Genomic DNA, 17,127 nt, shown 5'->3' with positions numbered 1-17,127 from the left:
GATGGGCCGGTGCCTGAGCTCTCGGGAGCACCCATGAGACACCTGACCGTCCTGATCGTCGCCTCGGTCGTCGCCCTCCTCGGCTGCGGCATCGGCGTGGCCGCGCTCGCGGCCGGCCCGCCGAGCGTCGCGGCGCCGCCCGGCGACACGATCGTCGAGGTCACCGGCGACGCCGCCAACGGCTTCGAGATCCGCCACTACGACGGCACCGCGCTCTACCCGCCGACCGACTCCGAGGCGCGCGCGGAGTGCAGCGAGTACGACACCCGGGTCGCCCGCGTGCGGTGCTGGGTCGAGGTGCGCACCTGGTACCGCGACCTGGCCGACCTCCAGCAGGCCCTGGACTGGGCACACTCCGGATAGGCGACGCCGTGGCAGGATCGCGCCCATGGAGGTGGGACCGCTCGACCGGATGTGGCACGTCGGCCGGACGTCCGCCCGGGCCCGGATCGCGCGCTGGAAGTCGAAGCGCTGGCAGATCGGTCAGTGCGCGGTCGCCGCGGGTGTCGCCTGGTTCGTCGCGGCGGACGTGCTGGGTCACCAGACGCCGTTCTTCGCCCCGGTCGCCGCCGTGGTGGCGCTCGGTACGTCGTACGGGCAGCGGCTGCGACGGGTCGCCGAGGTCACCATCGGGGTGGCCGTCGGGGTCTTCCTGGCCGACCTGCTGGTGGCCTGGCTCGGGTCCGGCGGCTGGCAGATCGGGCTGATCGTCGCGCTGGCCATGTCGGCGGCCTTCCTGCTCGACGGCGGACAGCTCTTCGTCACCCAGGCCGCGGTGCAGTCGATCGTGATCGCCGGCCTGGTCGCCGATCCCGACCAGGCGTTCACCCGGTGGACCGACGCCGTCGTCGGCGGTCTGGTCGCCCTGGTCGCGGCGACGGTCGTGCCGGCCGCCCCGTTGCGTCGTCCCCGTGAGCAGGCGGCGATCGTGATGCACAAGATCGCGGGGCTGCTGCGGGCTGCGGGGGAGGTGATGGTCGACGGCGAGGTGGATCGCGCGATGGCGCTCCTGGCCGACGCCCGGACGACCGACTCGCTGATCCGCGAGCTCAAGGACGCGGCCGACGAGGGCCTGTCGGTGGTCGAGTCGTCGCCGTTCCGGGTCCGGCACAAGGACGACCTCCGCAAGATGGTCGACCTGGTCGACCCGCTCGACCGGGCGCTGCGCAGCACCCGGGTCCTGGTGCGGCAGACGGCCGTGGCGGCCTACCACCGGCGACCGGTGCCGGGCTCCTACTCGCTGCTGGCCCTCGACCTCGCGGACGCCGCCGACGTGGCCGCCGATGAGCTCGCGGCCGACCGGATGGCGGTGGCCGCCCGCGACGGGCTGCTGACGGTCGGCGACGCGACCGGGCGGGTCGAGCGGACCGACGTCCTGGCCGCCGAGGCCGTCCTGGCCCAGATCCGCTCCGTCGTGGTCGACCTGCTCATGGTGACCGGCCTCGACCAGCTCGAGTCGACCGACGCGCTGCCGCCCCCACCCCGATGAACCAGCCCCGATGACGCGCTGGGTGCTGCACGTCGACCTCGACCAGTTCCTGGCCGCGGTCGAGGTGCTGCGACGTCCCGAGCTGGCGGGCCTGCCGGTGGTCGTGGGCGGGCGGGGCGACCCGACCGAGCGCGGGGTGGTGTCGACCGCGTCGTACGAGGCGCGGGCCTTCGGGGTCGGGTCCGGGATGCCGCTGCGGGTGGCGGCGCGCAAGTGCCCGGACGCGGTCTTCCTGCCGGTCGACCGGGAGGCCTACGACGTCGCGTCCGAGCAGGTGATGTCCGCGCTGCGCTCGCTCGAGTGGGGCGGCGTGCCCGTGGTGGTCGAGGTGCTCGGGTGGGACGAGGCGTTCCTCGCCGCCGGGCCGGGGCACGAGGACCTGGGCGACCCGCGGGCGTTCGCGGAGCACATCCACGCCGAGGTGCTGGCCGCGAGCCGGCTGCACTGCTCGGTCGGCATCGGCGACAACAAGCTCCGGGCGAAGATCGCGACCGACTTCGGCAAGCCGCGCGGGATCTGGCAGCTGACGGCCGACAACTGGGACGAGGTGATGGGTGACCGGCCGACCTCCGCGCTGTGGGGGATCGGGCGCAAGACCGCGACGCGGCTCGCCGGCCTCGGCATCGACACCGTCGACCAGCTCGCGCACTCGGACGCGCGGGTGCTGGCGGCCGAGATCGGGCCGTCGACCGGCCCGTGGCTGCACCGGCTCGGCCGCGGCGAGGACCCGAGCCCCGTCGACGCGACGCCGTGGGTGCCGCGGGCGCACGGGCGCGAGGAGACCTTCCAGGTCGACCTGGAGGACTGGGCCGAGGTGGCGGACGCCGTCCGCCGGATCACGCGGCGCGCCGTCGAGGACATCGACCGGGAGGGCCGCCCGGCGGCGCGGGTCGGCCTCAAGATCCGGCTGAAGCCGTTCATCACCCTGAGCCGCAGCCTCACCCTGCCCGAGCCGACGAACGACCCCGAGACGCTCGCCGAGGCCGCCGTCTCCTTGCTCGACCGGGTCGACCACGACCGGGCGGTCCGCCTGCTCGGCGTCCGCCTGGAGATGGTGGAGCCTCCCGGGGGCTACGAACGTTAGAGGCTGTCGCGGAGCTCGCGCACGACGGAGTCGACGACGGCCACCAGGTCGCCCTCGTGCTCGGCGGCGACCGCACGCTGGCGCTGGTACGACGCGCCGCGGCGCGGCAGGTCGAGGACCGAGCCCAGCTCGGCCGAGCAGCCGAGACGGTCGGCGACGGGCGCCAGGCGCTCGACCAGCTCGGCGAGGTCGTCGGTGACCAGGCGTTCGTGGGAGGCGGCGTCGGTGATGATGATCGCGTCGAGGCCGTAGCGGGCCGCGCGCCACTTGTTCTCCTGGACGTGCCAGGGCGGCAGCATCGGGAGCCGCTCGCCGTGCGCGAGCCGCGTGTCGAGGTCGACGACCAGGCAGTGCGTGAGCGCCGTGAGCGCGGCCAGCTCGGAGATCGTGGAGACGCCGTCGCAGATCCGGTTCTCGAGCGTGCCGAGGTGCGCGGCCGGGCGGACGTCCCAGCGGATCTCGTTGAGCTCGTCGATGACGCCGGTCGTGAGCTGGTCGCCGACGAACGCCTCGAACTCGGACCACTCGGTGAACTGGAACGGCAGCCCCGCCGTCGGCAGCTGCTGGAACATCAGCGCTCGGTTGGAGGCGTAGCCCGTGTCGACACCGGCCCAGATCGGGGAGGAGGCCGAGAGTGCCTGGAGGTGCGGGTGGTAGTTGAGCAGTGCCGAGAGCACGGGCATCACCCGCTCCTGGACGGGCAGCCCGACGTGCACGTGCACGCCCCAGATCAGCATCTGGCGACCCCACCACTGGGTGCGGTTGATCAGCTCCTCGTAGCGGTGCCCCTCCGAGAGCTGCTGCACGGTCCACGAGGCGAAGGGGTGGGTGCCGCCGCCGAAGAGGTCGATGTCGAGGGCGTCGCCGGCCGGGATGACCGTCTCGAGCGTGCCGCGCACGTCGTCCATGGCCTCGCCGACGGTGTGGCAGATCCCGCTGACGATCTCGACGGTGTTGCGCAGCAGCTCCTTGTGCAGCTTGCCGGGGTCGGCCAGCCGCGGCTTCGCGCGGGCGAAGAGGTGGGTGGCGTCGTTGCGCAGGTCGCGGGTACGCCGGTCGACCAGCGCCAGCTCCCACTCGACGCCGAGCGTCGGCTCGGGAGATCCGTGGAAGTCGATGCGCACACCGCACAGCGTTCCACAGCTCAACGGGCGAGCAGGTCCCCCAGGCGGGCGAGCCAGGGCGTGGCGCTGCCGTCGTACGGCGCCGCCTCGTCCGAGACCGCACGGTGGACGCGGTCGCACGAGGCCATCGCCGCCCGCGCCACGTCGTCGGGGTAGCCGAAGCGGACCCGGTGGTCGGCGAACTCGTCCTCGTCGTCGATCCAGACCCGACCGGTCGGGCCGCAGATCACGTCCAGGTCGAGGTCGACCGCGCGCACGACGGCGCCGTCCCACACCGGGGGTGTCGTGATGTCGACGTAGACGCGGAGAGGTCCGCCGACGTCGTGGAACGTCGCGAGCCACCCCCGCTCGGCGTCCGGACCGCTCGGCGGGACGAGCCCGAGCTGGTTCGTCGGGGCGACGTACGTCGCACCCGGGCGGCTCATCCGGGTGCCGGCCGCGATGCCGAGCCAGTCGCCGTTCTCGTCCGTGCCGAGCAGCTGGCAGTCGAACTCCCAGTGTGGCCGGTCACCCCACTTCGTCATCACCACGCGGACGGGATCGCCGGGGAGGACAGCCACGTCGACCTTCCTACCAGGGAACTGCCACCATGGCGGCCATGCTGGAGGCGCGCGAGCTCAACCTGACGCTCGACTTCTGCCTGCGCGTGGGCGAGCTGCTGCTCTCGTCCGGCGCCGGCGCCGCGGACGTCACGTCGGCGATGCAGTCGCTCTCGTGGCAGCTGGGTGCCCGCAACCCCGAGGTCGACGTCACCTTCACGTCGCTGTCGATGAGCTACCAGGTCGACCCCGAGGAGCCGGCCTTCGTGCTGATCCGGCAGGTCAAGCAGCGCGACATCGACTACGAGCACCTCACCCAGGTCGACCACCTGATGCGCGACGTGCTCAACGGCGACTGCGAGCTCAAGGAGGCTCGCACCCGGCTGGCCCGGATCGTCTCGTCCGGCCACACGCTGCCACGCTGGGCGGTGACGCTCGGGTGGGGCGCGATGTGCGCCGGCGTCGGCCTCCAGCTCGGCGGTGACGAGGTGGTCGTGGCGATCGCGTTCGTCGCGGCCGTCTGCATCGACCGGGTCCAGATGCTGCTGGCGCGCCGGCGGGTGCCCTTCTTCTACCGACAGGTCGCGGGCGGCGGCGTCGCCACCCTGATCGCCGTCGGCGTGGCAGCACTGCCGCCGGTCGACCTCGACCTGTCGCTCGTGGTCAGCGCGAACATCGTCATGCTGCTCGCCGGCATCGGCTTCATGGGTGCCCTCCAGGACGCGCTGTCCGGCTTCCACGTCACCGCCGGCGCCCGGCTGACCGAGGCGCTGCTCGCGACCGCCGGCATCATCGCCGGGGTCAGCGGTGGTCTCCAGGTCGGCGACTACTTCGGGGTCGCGGTCGGCCGGCTCGACCCCGGCACCGGAGCCGACCTCAAGGGGGTCGGCCTGATGGCGGCCGGGGCCGCGATCTGTGCGGCGGCCTTCGCGTTCGCGGCGTACGCGCCGAGGCGCTCGCTGCCGGTCATCGGTGCGGTCGCGGCGATCGCCATGGTCATCTCGCAGTCCGGCAACGCCACCGGGTTCGGCCGCACCTGGCCGATCGCGACGGCGGCGTTCTTCGTCGGCCTGGTCGCCTACCAGCTCGCCGCCCGGCTGCGGGTGCCACCGCTGGTGCTCGTCGTCCCGGCCGTGGTGCCGATGCTGCCCGGTCTGTCGATCTACCGCGGACTCACCCTGCTGACGGAGGGCGGTGACCAGGCCTCCGAGGGCCTGCTCGCGATCATCACCGCCGCGTCGATCGCGCTGGCGCTGGCCGCCGGCGTGATCCTGGGCGAGTTCGTCGCCCAGCCGCTGCGACGGGAGGCCCGGCGGCTGGAGAGCCGGCTCGCCGGTCCCCGCCTGGTGGGGCCGCTGCGGGCGCGCCCGACCCGCGCCAACCGGCGGGAGCGGCGCGAGCGCCAGGATGGCTGAGCGTCAGACGATCTTGGTCGGCGCGAGCTTCTTGGCCCGGTTGGCGACGACGTCCTGGTAGCGCGAGCCGAGCAGCTTCGCCATCTGGTGGACGGCGTGCGCGTCGATCCCGACGAGCACCCGCGCCTTGTCGGACTCCACGCCCTTGAGGATGATCTCGGCGGCGCGCTCCGGCTCCATCCGGGCCAGCTTGGCGTCGAAGAACTTCGCGCTCTCCGCCCCGTCCTCCTTGTCGGAGTAGCGCGCGCTGCGGGCGATCGCGGTCTTGATGCCGCCGGGGTGCACGACGGTCACGCCGACCGGGTGGCCCGCGACCAGCATCTCCTCGCGCACCGCCTCGGAGAGGCCTCGGACGGCGTACTTCGCCGCGTTGTACATGCTCTGGCCGGGCATCGAGACCAGCCCGAAGAGCGACGAGATGTTGACGAGATGCCCGTCGCCCGAGGCGATCAGGTGCGGCAGGAACTCCTTGGTGCCGTGGACGACACCCCAGAAGTTGATGCCCATGATCCAGTCCATGTCGGCGTACTGAAGGTCGACCAGGTCACCGGCGAGTGCGACGCCCGCGTTGTTGACGACCAGGTTGACCTGACCGAAGTGCTCGACGACCTGCTCGGCGTACGCCGTGAACGCGGCCCGGTCGGCGACGTCGAGGTGGTCGGAGCGCACCTCGCGGGCCCCGGCGTTCTTGACCAGGTCGACGGTCTCGGCGAGCCCGCGGTCGTCGACGTCGGAGAGCGCGAGCCGCGTGCCCTTGCCGGCGAGGTTCAGCGCGAGCGCGCGGCCGATGCCGGAGCCGGCGCCGGTGATCACGGCGACCTTGGCGTCGAAGTTCTTCATGCGGGGACGTCCTCTCGGGTGGTCGTCTGGCGGCGTACGTCGTAGGCGTCGGCGTCGAAGCTGGCGAGCTGGCGCCGGAAGGTGATCGTGGACTTCGGCCACAGCGTCGTGTTGCGGCCGTGCTCGTCGAGGTACCAGCTCGAGCAGCCGCCGCGGGTCCACACCGTGCGCTTCATCCGCCGCTGGAGGTCGGCGTTCCAGCGACGGTCTGCCTGCACGCGCGGCTCGACCGACGCCCAGCCGCGGGCGCGCATGGTGCGGATCGCGTCGCGCACGTAGGCGACCTGGGACTCGATGATGAAGACCATGCTGGTGTGGCCCTGGCCGGTGTTGGGCCCGACCAGCATGAAGAGGTTGGGGAAGCCGGGCACCGTGGTGCCCTTGTAGGCCGCCATCCCGCTCTCGCGCCAGGTGTCGGCCAGCGTGCGGCCGGCGGTGCCCGTGATCTGCTCGGTGACCGGGAGCTCGGTCGTGTAGAAGCCGGTCGCGACGACCAGGACGTCGACGGGACGCTCCACGCCGTCGGCAGTCACGATCGCGTCGCCGGTGACCTTCGCGATCCGGTCGGTGACGAGCTCGGTGTTGTCGGCCGCGAGAGCCGGGTAGTAGGTGTTGGACCGCAGCACCCGCTTGCAGCCGAACTCGAAGTACGGCGTCACCTTGGCGCGCAGGTCGGGGTCCTGGATGCCCTTGGCGATGTTCGCGGTCGCGGCCTTCTTCGCCGGGGCCGCGAACCTCGGCTCGATGGTGAACGCCGGCACGTAGCCCTCGTGGGCCCAGTAGATGCCGGTCCGGTAGAGCCTGCCGAGGGCCGGGAACCGCCGCAGCGCCTGCCGCTCGAGCCCGCCGTACACGCGGTCGTTGCGGGGGATCACCCAGGGCGCGGTGCGCTGGTAGACGTCGAGGTGACCGGCCACCTTCTGCATCTCGGGGACGATCTGGATCGCCGAGGCGCCGGTGCCGATCACGGCGACCCGCTTGCCGGTCAGGTCGACCGAGTGGTCCCAGCGCGCGGAGTGGAAGAGCTGGCCCTGGAAGGACTCGATGCCGTCGATCTCGGGCAGTCGCGGCTCGGAGAGCCCACCGGCGCCGAGGATCAGGGTCGTCGCGGTGAGGGAGCGGGGCCCGTCGGGCCCGGTGACCTGCACGCTCCAGCGCGCGGCTGCGTCGTCCCAGGCGGCGTCGTCGAAGCTGGTGTCGAAGACGAAGCGGTCGAGGGTTCCGGACCGCTCGGCGACGCCGCGGATGTAGTCCTGGATCTCCGGCCCGGGGGAGTAGGAGCTGCTCCACTCCGGGTTGGGGGCGAACGAGAACGAGTAGAGCTGGCTCGGGACGTCGCAGGCTGCACCCGGGTAGGTGTTGTCGCGCCAGGTGCCGCCGACGTCGGAGGCCTTCTCCACGACCAGGAAGTCGCGCTCGCCGTCCTCCTGGAGCTTGATCGCTGCGCAGAGTCCGGCGAACCCGGCTCCGACGATGAGATGCTCGACGTGCATGACGCGACCGTACTTCCGTTATTGAACAAGCGTCAATAGAGTGAGGACCGTGACGACCACCCCGCGCACCCGGCTGTCGCCCGAGCAGCGCCGCGAGCAGCTCCTCGACCTGGGCGTCCGGTTGCTGGCGCACCGCTCGCTCGACGAGCTGTCGATCGACCTGCTGGCCGAGGAGGCCGGCATCTCGCGCGGCCTGCTCTACCACTACTTCGGCAGCAAGCAGGCGTTCCACGAGGCCGTGGTCCGGCACGCGGCCGACGACCTGATCGCGCAGACCACGCCGCCGACCGGGGGCGAGCCGATGGAGCGGCTGCTGACCTCGGTGACGGCGTACGTCGACTACGTGATCGACAACCACGAGGGCTACGTCTCGCTGGTCAAGGCGGCCGCCGGTGGCAACGAGAGCCTGCGCGCGATCTACGAGGACGCCCGCTCCGCGCTCAACGGTCGGATCTTCCGCGAGGACACTGCCGGCCAGATCCTCACCGACACCCCGCTCGCGCGGCTCGTCGTCCGCGGCTGGTCGGCCATGACGGAGGAGCTCGTGCTCGCCTGGATCGACGACCCCGCCGACATCTCCCGCGACGACCTGATCTCCATCGTGGTCGCCTCCCTGCCCGCGGTCGTCGAGGCTATCCCGGCAGGCTGACGTCGACGGTGGTGTCGCCGGGGGCGGACCGGAGGGTGACCCGACCGCCGTGCGCGGTGACGATCGCCTCGACGAGCGCCAGGCCGAGGCCGACGCCGACCTCCTGGCCGTGGGTCCGGGCGGCGTCGCCGCGGGCGAACCGCTCGAAGGCGTGGTCGACCAGGTCCGGGGGGAAGCCCGGGCCGTCGTCGTGCACGGCGAACCCGTTGCGGCGCACGGTCACGGTCACCGTGGTGCCGGCAGGCGTGTACTTGCGAGCGTTGGTCAGCAGGTTGGTGACGACCTGGTGCATTCGCAGCTCGTCGCCGGTCACCTCGGCGGGCGAGTCCACGAGGTCGTCGGGCAGGTCGACGCGCCAGCGGTGGTCGGCGTCGATGACGCGCGCGTCCGACACCGCCTCGACCAGCAGCCGGGTGAGGTCGACCGGCTCCCGCTCGAGGGGTCGGCCGGCGTCGAGGCGGGCCAGCAGCAGCAGGTCCTCGACGAGCGAGGTCATCCGGTCGGACTCCTCCTCGACCTTGTCGAGGGCGGTGCCGAGCATGGCCGGGTCGTCGGGCCGCTGCCGGGCGAGCTCGGTGTAGCCGGCGATCGTGGCCAGCGGCGTGCGCAGCTCGTGCGAGGCGTCGGCGACGAACTGCCGCACCTGCTGCTCGCTGCGGTGCCGCGCGGCCAGCGAGGTCTCGACGTGCTCGAGCAGCGTGTTGAGCGCGCCGCCCACCTGCCCGACCTCGGTGCGCTCGTCGGTGAGGTGCTCGGGCACCCGCTCGGTGAGGTCGATGTCGCCCTCCGCCAGCGGCAGCTCGGACACGGTGTGTGCCGTCGCCGCCACCTCCCGCAACGGCCGCAGCTGGCGTCGTACGACGACCAGTGCGGCGCCGGCGGCGACGATGACCGCGAGCAACGTCAGCAGGGCCTCGAGCTCCACCAGGCTCGTGACGGTGTCGTCGACGTCCTGCGTCGGCAGACCGACGACCCCGGTCCCGTTCGTCCCCTGCACGCCGAGGACCCGGTAGCTCCCGAGGCCCGCGACGTCGATCGTGCGTGGTTCGTCGTCCGTCGGCACGGCCTCGAGGTCGGCGAGGGCCTCGTCGGAGAGGGCGACCCGGCTGAAACGACGGTCGGCGCTGGGCTGGATCACGGTGCCGCTCGCCGCCCCGTTGTCGAGGAACTGGGCCGTCACCCCGCCGGGGCCGAGGCCTGGTCCGCCGCCGAGCGCAGGGATCGCGTTGCGGACGTCCTCGTCGAGCTGGTCGGTCAGGTAGCTGCGCATGGCCAGCGTGGTGGCCGCGCCGATGATCACGGACACCAGCAGCACGATCGCGACGGTGGTCAGCACCAGGCGCGAGGTGAGCGACCGGAACCGGTCGCGGATCCTGGTCATGAGGCCGGCTTGAGCACGTACCCGGCGCCGCGCATCGTGTGGATCATCGGCTCGTGGCCGGCGTCGATCTTCTTGCGCAGGTAGGAGATGTAGAGCTCGACGACGTTGGCCTGGCCGCCGAAGTCGTAGTTCCAGACCCGGTCGAGGATCTGGGCCTTGCTCAGCACCCGGCGCGGGTTGCGCATCAGGAAGCGCAGCAGCTCGAACTCGGTCGCGGTCAGCGTGACGTCCTGCCCGGCCCGGCGTACCTCGTGGCTGTCCTCGTCGAGCTCGAGGTCGCCGACCGTGAGGACCGACGACGTGACGGCCTGCTGGGCGCCCGCGCGGCGCATCAGGGCGCGGAGCCGGGCGACCAGCTCCTCCAGCGAGAACGGCTTGGTCACGTAGTCGTCGCCGCCGGCGGTCAGTCCGGCGATCCGGTCCTCGACGGCGTCACGCGCGGTCAGGAAGACCACCGGCAGGTCGGGCTGGGTGGCGCGCATCCGGCGCAGCACCTCGAGGCCGTCGAAGTCCGGCAGCATCATGTCGAGCACGACGGCGTCCGGCTTGAGGTCCTTGGCGGCGGCGACCGCCTTCGAGCCGGTGTGTGCGGCGCGGACCTCCCAGCCCTCGTAGCGCAGTGCCATCGACACCAGCTCGGCGATGTTCACCTCGTCGTCGACGACGAGCACGCGCAGGGGGGTGCCGTCCGGTCGGGTCAGGTCCATGGCTGACACCTTGCCGACGGTACCTGTGACTTTCCTGTGAGCGTCCTGTGCTGATCTCAGGACCTGCTCATCGCTCGGGCACAGGTTCAGCACAGGTCGTCCCGGCACCCTCAGGCCATGACCGAACAGACCACGACCCTCCCTCCAGAGCCGCCGGCCGCTGAACAGCCCGCGCCGAAGGTGCGCCGGACCCTCGGGCTTCCCGTCGTCGGGGCGATCGCCGGCGCCGCCCTGCTGATCGGCGGGCTCGCCGGCGGCATCATCGGGTACGCCGTGCACTCCGACTCGGACGGTGGACGGCCCGACTTCGGCAACCGCCAGGGTGGCCCGGGTCAGCAGTTCCAGCAGGGCGGCCCGGGCAACGGCCAGCTGCCGCAGCGGCCCAGCAACGGCTAGGCCAGCATGTCCCGCACGGCCAGCGACGCGAACACCATCGCCGAGCCGAGCGGGGCGCCAGGTCCGGGATAGCGCGGTCCGAACACCGACGCGGCGCTGTTGCTCGACGCGTAGAGGCCGGGGATCGTGGACCCGTCCTCGCGCAGCACGCGTCCGGCGGTGTCGGTGACGAGGCCGCCCTTGGTGCCGAGGTCGGACAGCACGAACCGTGCGGCGTAGAACGGCGCCTGGTCGCAGGGCGTCGGGGACGCGCCGCCGGTGAAGAACGAGTCGTACTCGTCCTGGCCGCGGCCGAAGTCCTCGTCGACGCCGGACGCGCAGAAGCCGTTGAACCGCTCGACGGTGGCGCTCAGCGCATCGGCGGGTACGCCGATCCGCTCGGCCAGGTCGGAGATCGTGTCGGCCTGCACCCAGGTGCCGACGGCCAGGTGCTCGGCCGGGTCGCCCTCGGGCATCGCGATCGCCGGCAGCCGACCGCCCTCGCGCGAGTCGAAGACGAACCAGGACGGGATCCGCTCCGGCGCCTCGGCCATGATCCGGCCGAACCGGTCGTAGGGCAGCGCCTCGTTGGCGTAGCGCGCGCCGTTCGCGTCGACCATCAGACCGGACCGGAAGCCCAGGGTGAACGAGCCGCCGCCGTCGGGCTGCTCCAGGCCGGGGCAGAACCAGCCGACGCCGCTGTAGTCGGCGGCCGCACCGATCGCGACGCCGGCCGCGATCGGCTCCCCGGTGTTAGTCCCGCGCGGTGCCATCGTCCACGCCACGTCACCGGGTACGCCGTGCGCGGCGCGCTCCTCGGCGTTGCCCTCGAAGCCGCCGGCGGCGACCAGCACGCCGCGCCGCGCGTGGATCTCGACCGGACCCTCGGGCGTCATCGCGGCGACGCCGGACACCCGGTCGGCGTCCACGACCAGCCCGGTCATCGGCAGGTCGGTGAGCACCGTGCCGCCCGCGCCGACGAACCCCTCGAGCAGTCGCGCGATCAGCGCCTGCCCACCGGACAGCGTGTTGCGGCCGCCCTCGCCGACCCGGTCCCGCTCGACCGGCGGCCGGACCAGCTCCGCGACCTCGGGCGTCAGGTCACCGCGCTTGATGCTGACCGGCTGGATCGAGCGGCCCATCGCCACCCGGCCCGGGGCGTCGTAGTACTCCGAGAAGGGCAGCCACTCGAAGGGGATGCCCGCCTCCTCGAGCTCGGCGACCAGCTCGGGGGAGTGCGCGAGGAACGCCTCGACGCGCTCCTGGTCCGGGCCGTCCAGGACAGCAGCGAGATACGAGCGTGCACCGTCGGTCGAGTCGCTGATCCCGGCGCGCTGCTGCACCTGGCTGCCGGGCAGCCAGCAGGCGCCCCCGGAGTACGCCGACGTGCCGCCCACCAGCGGGGTCTTCTCCACCACGACGGTCGAGAGCCCGGCCCGCTGGGCGAGGAACGCGCCCGTCATCGCTCCGCCGCCCGAGCCGACCACCACGACGTCGTACACCTGTGCCTCGGTCATGCCCGGATACTAGAACAGGTTTCACTTTGGTGGTTTCGAGGCTCGCTCCGCTCGCACCTCAACCACCGCCCTCCGGTGGTTGAGGTGCGAGGAGCGCCAGCGACGAGCCTCGAAACCACCCGACCCGGCAGAATGGGGGTGCCATGACCGACCAGCTCCAGATCGTCTATCCGCCGGAGCTGCCGGTCACCCAGCGTCGCGACGACATCGCCGAGGCGATCCGCGAGCACCAGGTCGTGATCATCGCGGGCGAGACCGGGTCGGGGAAGACGACCCAGCTCCCGAAGATCTGCCTGGAGCTCGGGCGGGGTACGGCTGGCCTGATCGGGCACACCCAGCCTCGCCGCATCGCGGCCCGCTCCGTCGCTGAGCGGATCGCCAGCGAGCTCGGCACCGAGCTCGGCGACCTGGTCGGCTACCAGGTCCGCTTCACCGACCGGACCTCGAAGAGCAGCCGCGTGAAGCTGATGACCGACGGCATCCTGCTCGCCGAGCTCCAGCGCGACCGGCAGCTGCGCAAGTACGACACGATCATCGTCGACGAGGCGCACGAGCGGAGCCTCAACATCGACTTCCTGCTCGGCTACCTCAAGCGGCTGCTGCCCAAGCGGCCCGACCTCAAGCTGATCATCACCAGCGCGACCATCGACGTGGACCGGTTCGCGAAGCACTTCGACGCCCCCGTGGTCGAGGTGTCCGGCCGCACCTACCCGGTCGAGGTCCGCTACCGCCCGCTGATGGACCTCGACGGCCAGGACGAGGAAGGCGAGGTCGTCGTCCGCGACCAGACCGAGGCGATCGTCGAGGCGGTCAAGGAGCTCTCGGCCGAAGGCCCCGGTGACGTCCTCGTCTTCCTGCCCGGCGAGCGCGAGATCCGCGACACCGCGGACGCGCTCAAGGACCTGCCCCGGACCGAGGTCCTGCCGCTCTACTCGCGGCTCACGGCCGCCGAGCAGCACCGGGTCTTCAGCTCGCACGGCAACGCCGTACGCCGGGTCGTGCTCGCCACGAACGTCGCCGAGACCTCGCTGACCGTCCCGGGCATCCGGTACGTCGTGGACACCGGCGTCGCGCGGATCAGCCGCTACTCGGTGCGCACCAAGGTGCAGCGGCTGCCGATCGAGCCGATCAGCCAGGCCTCCGCCAACCAGCGCTCGGGTCGCTGCGGGCGGGTCGAGGCCGGCATCGCCGTACGCCTGTACTCGGAGGAGGACTTCGAGGGCCGGCCGGAGTTCACCGATCCCGAGATCCTGCGCACCAACCTCGCCAGCGTGATCCTGCAGATGGCCAGCCTCGGGCTGGGGGACATCGCACGGTTCCCGTTCGTCGAGCCGCCCGACAAGCGCAACGTCTCCGCCGGTGTGCAGCTCCTGGAGGAGCTCGGCGCGCTCTCGACGCAGGACGCCCGGCTGACCAGGCTCGGCCGTCGGCTCGCCCGGCTGCCGATCGACCCGCGACTGGCGCGGATGATCCTCGAGGCGGAGCGGCTCGGCTGCGTGCGCGAGGTCATCGTGATCGCCGCGGCGCTGTCGCTGCAGGACCCCCGCGAGCGGCCCGGAGCGGACCGCCCCAAGGAGCAGGCGCAGGCGGACCAGCTGCATGCTCGCTACAAGGCAGAGGGCAGCGACTTCCTGACCTGGCTCAACCTCTGGCGCTACGTCAAGGAGCAGCAGAAGGAGCTGTCGTCCTCGGCGTTCCGCCGGATGTGCAAGCGCGAGTTCCTCAACTACCTACGGGTCCGCGAGTGGCAGGACTTCGAGTCCCAGCTGCGCCAGGTCTGTCGGGAGATGAAGATCGAGGTCGGTCACCCCGCAGACAACCCCGACAGCGACGGCATCCACCAGGCGCTGCTGTCCGGGCTGCTCAGCCACATCGGGCTGCTCGAGGAGCGGGAGAAGGAGCGGTCGGGCTCCGGGCGGCGGCCGATGCGCGAGTACCTCGGCGCCCGCGGCGCTCGCTTCGCGATCTTCCCCGGCAGCGGCCTGGCCAAGAAGCAGCCGCAGTTCCTGATGGCCGGCGAGCTCGTCGAGACCAGCCGGCTCTGGGCGCGCCAGAACGCCGCCATCAAGCCCGAGTGGGCCGAGCGGCTCGCCGGCGACCTCGCCAAGCGCACCTACTCCGAGCCGCACTGGAGCAAGAAGCGCGCGGCCGTGATGGCGCACGAGCGCGTCACGCTGTACGGCGTACCGCTGGTCGCCGACCGTCTCGTGTCCTACGGCAAGGTCGACGTGCCGCTCTCGCGGGAGCTCTTCATCCGGCACGCGCTCGTGTACGGCGAGTGGCACACGAGGCACCGCTTCATGGAGACCAACCGCCGGCTCCTCGAGGAGGTCGAGGAGCTCGAGCACCGCGCCCGGCGCCGCGACATCGTCGTCGACGAGCACACGCTCTTCGACTTCTACGACGCGCGGGTCGGACCGGCCGTGGTGAGCGGCGCGCACTTCGACCAGTGGTGGAAGCAGGAGCGCCGCGAACGCCCGGAGCTGCTCACCTTCGACCTGGCGATGCTCACCCACGACACCGCTGACGAGGTGCGGGCGACCGACTACCCCGAGCAGTGGGACGGCGGTGGGCTCACTTTCCCGATCAGCTACCACTTCGAGCCTGGCGCCGCCGACGACGGCATGACCATCGACGTGCCCGTCGCGACGCTCAACCGGGTCGAGGCCGACGACTTCTCCTGGAACGTGCCCGGCCTGCGCGAAGAGCTGGTCACCAGCCTGATCCGCAGCCTGCCCAAGAACCTGCGGGTCTCGTTCGTGCCTGCGCCCAACAAGGCCCGCGAGTTCCTGGCCGCCGTGCCGCCCGGTGAGGAGCCGCTGCTCGACGCCCTCGAACGCTGGTGTCGGTCGACGACCGGCGTCGTCGTGCCGCGCGAGGCCTGGGACTGGTCCAAGGTCGCCGAGCACCTGCGCCCGACCTACCGCGTCGTCGACGAGGACGGCCGCGAGCAGGCGCGCGGCAAGGACCTCGAGGCGCTCAAGGAGCCGCTGCGCCCGCAGTTCGCCGCCGCGATCGCCGAGGTCGCCACCGACAGCGGGCTCGCCCGCAGCGGCGAGACGACCTGGGTCTTCGACACGATCGAGGAGTCCTTCGAGCAGGTGCGCGCCGGCCACCAGGTGCGGGTCTTCCCGGCGCTGGTCGACGAGGGGTCGAGCGTCGGCCTCCAGGTGTTCGGCTCGGCCGAGGAGCAGGAGGCGCGGCACCGGCTCGGCGTACGCCGCCTGCTCCTGCTGGATCTCGACAGGCTCGATCAGCGAGGAGGGCCCGTCCCGGCGATCCTGCGCGACCTCACCAACGCCGAGAAGCTCGGCCTCGCAGGCTCGCCCTACCCCAGCGTCGCGGAGCTGCTCGAGGACTGCCGCGCGGCGGTCGTGCAGGCCGTGGTCGACGCCCGGCCGGCAGTGCGCGACGGCGCGGCGTACGACGCGCTGCTGGCCGAGGCGGCCCGTGACCACGAGGCCCACCTGCGGGCCGCGATGGCCGACGTGATCCGCGTCCTCGGCGCGTGGCGGCAGGCCGAGAAGGCGCTGAGCGGCCGCGCCGAGATGCTGATGCTGCCCGCGCTCACCGACATGCGCGCCCAGCTCGCCCGGCTGGTGCACGCCGGGTTCGTGGGTGAGGCCGGAGCCACCCAGCTGCGCCGCTACCCGACCTACCTCGCCGCGCTGGAGCAGCGACGCGAGCGGCTCGAGTCGCAGCTGGCCCGGGACCGGCAGCTGATGGACCAGGTCGCCGACCTCCAGGACGCCTACCTCCACCAGGTCGACGCACTGCCCGCCGGGCGGCCGGCCGGCGCGCACCTGCGTCAGGTGCGCTGGATGCTGGAGGAGTACCGGGTGTCGCTGTGGGCCCAGCAGCTCGGCACGCCGTACCCGGTCAGCGACCAACGCATCCGACGTACGCTCGCCGGGTGACCTCCCGTCCCCATCACCGCCCGATGACGCCCGGGGGCAGCTTCTTCGAGGCGATCACCGGCGGCACCGACCCCGCCCTGGTGAGCGAGGCGGCCGACCGCGCCGCGCAGCTCCTGGTGCGCGGCACGCGGGGAGCCGGCGACGCGGAGGTCGCCGAGCGGCTGCTCCACCTCGCCGACACCGAGGGCATCGAGACGATCGCCGAGGTGTGGTCGGGCTCGCCCGCGGACTCGCTGGCCGGCTGCCTGTGGCGGCTCTACCTGCTGCGCTCCTGGGTGTACGCCGACCCCGCGGGCGTCGCGCGGCAGTTCGAGGCCGGCCGGGTCGCGCAGGTCGCGCGGGTGGTGGCAGGCGTGGCCGACCCGCCCGGGCCCGAGCAGCTCAAGGCGATGGTCGACGAGGTGCTGCGCGGGATCGCCGGCAGCGACTTCGCCGACGTGCTGCTGCGCGCGGCGGCGTTCGCCCGCGTGGTCGCCACCGGCCGGGCGGCGCTGAGCGACCCGACCACGGCGGAGGTGCAGCGGATGCTCGTGCTCTCCGAGCAGCTCGAGGCCGCTGGTCACCTCGAGCTGGAACAAGGACTGGCCTGAAGCGGTT

General features: G+C 72.3%; 15 protein-coding genes. 8 read left to right on the top strand and 7 right to left on the bottom strand.

Going from position 1 to position 17,127, the window contains the following annotated elements; translation table 11 throughout:
- Positions 1-33 precede the first annotated feature (33 nt).
- From ACFPYL_RS23280 to ACFPYL_RS23270, 3 genes are read left to right on the top strand one after another with little or no spacing between them, the layout of a single operon-like run.
- Positions 34-363, top strand: a complete 330-nt coding sequence (locus ACFPYL_RS23280) for a hypothetical protein (RefSeq protein ID WP_379160296.1) — start codon at positions 34-36, stop codon at positions 361-363.
- Positions 364-388: 25 nt separating this feature from the next.
- Positions 389-1,489 carry an FUSC family protein gene (locus ACFPYL_RS23275; RefSeq protein WP_379160293.1) on the top strand — a complete coding sequence of 367 codons (1,101 nt, stop codon included), beginning with the start codon at positions 389-391 and terminating at the stop codon, positions 1,487-1,489.
- 10 nt (positions 1,490-1,499) lie between these two features.
- Positions 1,500-2,573, top strand: a complete 1,074-nt coding sequence (locus tag ACFPYL_RS23270) for a DNA polymerase IV (protein ID WP_379160290.1) — start codon at positions 1,500-1,502, stop codon at positions 2,571-2,573.
- On the opposite strand, the gene ACFPYL_RS23265 is transcribed toward ACFPYL_RS23270, so the two are convergent.
- Together ACFPYL_RS23265 and ACFPYL_RS23260 are read right to left on the bottom strand one after the other, a co-directional pair.
- Positions 2,570-3,697 (bottom strand): glutamate--cysteine ligase, encoded by a 1,128-nt coding sequence (locus tag ACFPYL_RS23265; protein ID WP_379160287.1) that lies wholly within the window; start codon positions 3,695-3,697, stop codon positions 2,570-2,572. The two genes, ACFPYL_RS23270 and ACFPYL_RS23265, sit on opposite strands and share 4 nt — an antisense overlap.
- Positions 3,698-3,717: 20 nt before the next feature.
- The gene (locus tag ACFPYL_RS23260) at positions 3,718-4,257 is read right to left on the bottom strand and encodes a DUF402 domain-containing protein (protein WP_379160285.1); all 540 of its coding nucleotides are present in this window, start codon (positions 4,255-4,257) and stop codon (positions 3,718-3,720) included.
- A 38-nt stretch (positions 4,258-4,295) separates the two neighbouring features.
- Here ACFPYL_RS23260 and ACFPYL_RS23255 point away from each other — a divergent pair, with 38 nt between their 5' ends.
- Positions 4,296-5,651 carry a threonine/serine exporter family protein gene (locus ACFPYL_RS23255; RefSeq protein ID WP_379160282.1) on the top strand — a complete coding sequence of 452 codons (1,356 nt, stop codon included), beginning with the start codon at positions 4,296-4,298 and terminating at the stop codon, positions 5,649-5,651.
- Positions 5,652-5,654: 3 nt separating this feature from the next.
- Here the strand turns inward: ACFPYL_RS23255 and ACFPYL_RS23250 are convergent, their stop codons facing one another.
- Both ACFPYL_RS23250 and ACFPYL_RS23245 read right to left on the bottom strand, forming a co-directional pair.
- Entirely contained in the window at positions 5,655-6,491 is an 837-nt protein-coding gene (locus ACFPYL_RS23250; protein ID WP_379160280.1) for an SDR family NAD(P)-dependent oxidoreductase, read from the bottom strand.
- Entirely contained in the window at positions 6,488-7,984 is a 1,497-nt protein-coding gene (locus ACFPYL_RS23245; RefSeq protein ID WP_379160277.1) for a flavin-containing monooxygenase, read from the bottom strand. Before ACFPYL_RS23245 ends, ACFPYL_RS23250 begins: the two co-directional genes overlap by 4 nt.
- Positions 7,985-8,033: 49 nt before the next feature.
- Here ACFPYL_RS23245 and ACFPYL_RS23240 point away from each other — a divergent pair, with 49 nt between their 5' ends.
- Positions 8,034-8,633, top strand: coding sequence for a TetR/AcrR family transcriptional regulator (locus tag ACFPYL_RS23240; RefSeq protein ID WP_379160274.1), 600 nt, complete (start codon positions 8,034-8,036; stop codon positions 8,631-8,633).
- Here the strand turns inward: ACFPYL_RS23240 and ACFPYL_RS23235 are convergent.
- Together ACFPYL_RS23235 and ACFPYL_RS23230 are read right to left on the bottom strand one after the other, a co-directional pair.
- Positions 8,617-10,014, bottom strand: coding sequence for a sensor histidine kinase (locus ACFPYL_RS23235; RefSeq protein ID WP_379160271.1), 1,398 nt, complete (start codon positions 10,012-10,014; stop codon positions 8,617-8,619). The two genes, ACFPYL_RS23240 and ACFPYL_RS23235, sit on opposite strands and share 17 nt — an antisense overlap.
- A complete protein-coding gene (locus ACFPYL_RS23230; protein ID WP_379160268.1) occupies positions 10,011-10,721 on the bottom strand; it encodes a response regulator transcription factor in 711 nt (236 codons plus the stop codon). The genes ACFPYL_RS23235 and ACFPYL_RS23230 overlap by 4 nt, the downstream gene beginning before the upstream one ends.
- Positions 10,722-10,838: 117 nt before the next feature.
- On the opposite strand from ACFPYL_RS23230, the gene ACFPYL_RS23225 reads away from it, so the two are divergent.
- Positions 10,839-11,117 carry a hypothetical protein gene (locus ACFPYL_RS23225; protein WP_379160265.1) on the top strand — a complete coding sequence of 93 codons (279 nt, stop codon included), beginning with the start codon at positions 10,839-10,841 and terminating at the stop codon, positions 11,115-11,117.
- Here ACFPYL_RS23225 and ACFPYL_RS23220 read toward each other — a convergent pair.
- Entirely contained in the window at positions 11,114-12,613 is a 1,500-nt protein-coding gene (locus ACFPYL_RS23220) for an FAD-dependent oxidoreductase (RefSeq protein WP_379160262.1), read from the bottom strand. The genes ACFPYL_RS23225 and ACFPYL_RS23220 overlap by 4 nt on opposite strands.
- Before the next feature lie 143 nt (positions 12,614-12,756).
- On the opposite strand from ACFPYL_RS23220, the gene hrpA reads away from it, so the two are divergent.
- On the top strand, positions 12,757-16,530 hold the full coding sequence (gene hrpA / locus ACFPYL_RS23215) for an ATP-dependent RNA helicase HrpA (protein ID WP_379160259.1): 3,774 nt from the start codon (positions 12,757-12,759) through the stop codon (positions 16,528-16,530).
- On the top strand, positions 16,527-17,120 hold the full coding sequence (locus ACFPYL_RS23210) for a hypothetical protein (protein WP_379160256.1): 594 nt from the start codon (positions 16,527-16,529) through the stop codon (positions 17,118-17,120). Before hrpA ends, ACFPYL_RS23210 begins: the two co-directional genes overlap by 4 nt.
- Positions 17,121-17,127 lie beyond the last annotated feature (7 nt).

The sequence above is a fragment of the Nocardioides hankookensis genome (assembly GCF_042658885.1).
Classification (GTDB): Bacteria; Actinomycetota; Actinomycetes; order Propionibacteriales; family Nocardioidaceae; genus Nocardioides; species Nocardioides hankookensis.
The sequence above is the reverse complement of the archived record's forward strand: the minus strand, read 5'-3'. Positions and strand labels throughout refer to the sequence as shown.

Excerpts from the sequence above, each read along its gene's own strand:
- ACFPYL_RS23280 (WP_379160296.1), top strand. The coding sequence starts at position 34 with ATGAGACACCTGACCGTCCTGATCGTCGCCTCGGTCGTCGCCCTCCTC.
- ACFPYL_RS23275 (WP_379160293.1), top strand. The coding sequence starts at position 389 with ATGGAGGTGGGACCGCTCGACCGGATGTGGCACGTCGGCCGGACGTCC.
- ACFPYL_RS23270 (WP_379160290.1), top strand. The coding sequence starts at position 1,500 with ATGACGCGCTGGGTGCTGCACGTCGACCTCGACCAGTTCCTGGCCGCG.
- ACFPYL_RS23255 (WP_379160282.1), top strand. The coding sequence starts at position 4,296 with ATGCTGGAGGCGCGCGAGCTCAACCTGACGCTCGACTTCTGCCTGCGC.
- ACFPYL_RS23250 (WP_379160280.1), bottom strand. The coding sequence starts at position 6,491 with ATGAAGAACTTCGACGCCAAGGTCGCCGTGATCACCGGCGCCGGCTCC.
- ACFPYL_RS23245 (WP_379160277.1), bottom strand. The coding sequence starts at position 7,984 with ATGCACGTCGAGCATCTCATCGTCGGAGCCGGGTTCGCCGGACTCTGC.
- ACFPYL_RS23235 (WP_379160271.1), bottom strand. The coding sequence starts at position 10,014 with ATGACCAGGATCCGCGACCGGTTCCGGTCGCTCACCTCGCGCCTGGTG.
- ACFPYL_RS23230 (WP_379160268.1), bottom strand. The coding sequence starts at position 10,721 with ATGGACCTGACCCGACCGGACGGCACCCCCCTGCGCGTGCTCGTCGTC.
- ACFPYL_RS23225 (WP_379160265.1), top strand. The coding sequence starts at position 10,839 with ATGACCGAACAGACCACGACCCTCCCTCCAGAGCCGCCGGCCGCTGAA.
- ACFPYL_RS23220 (WP_379160262.1), bottom strand. The coding sequence starts at position 12,613 with ATGACCGAGGCACAGGTGTACGACGTCGTGGTGGTCGGCTCGGGCGGC.
- hrpA (WP_379160259.1), top strand. The coding sequence starts at position 12,757 with ATGACCGACCAGCTCCAGATCGTCTATCCGCCGGAGCTGCCGGTCACC.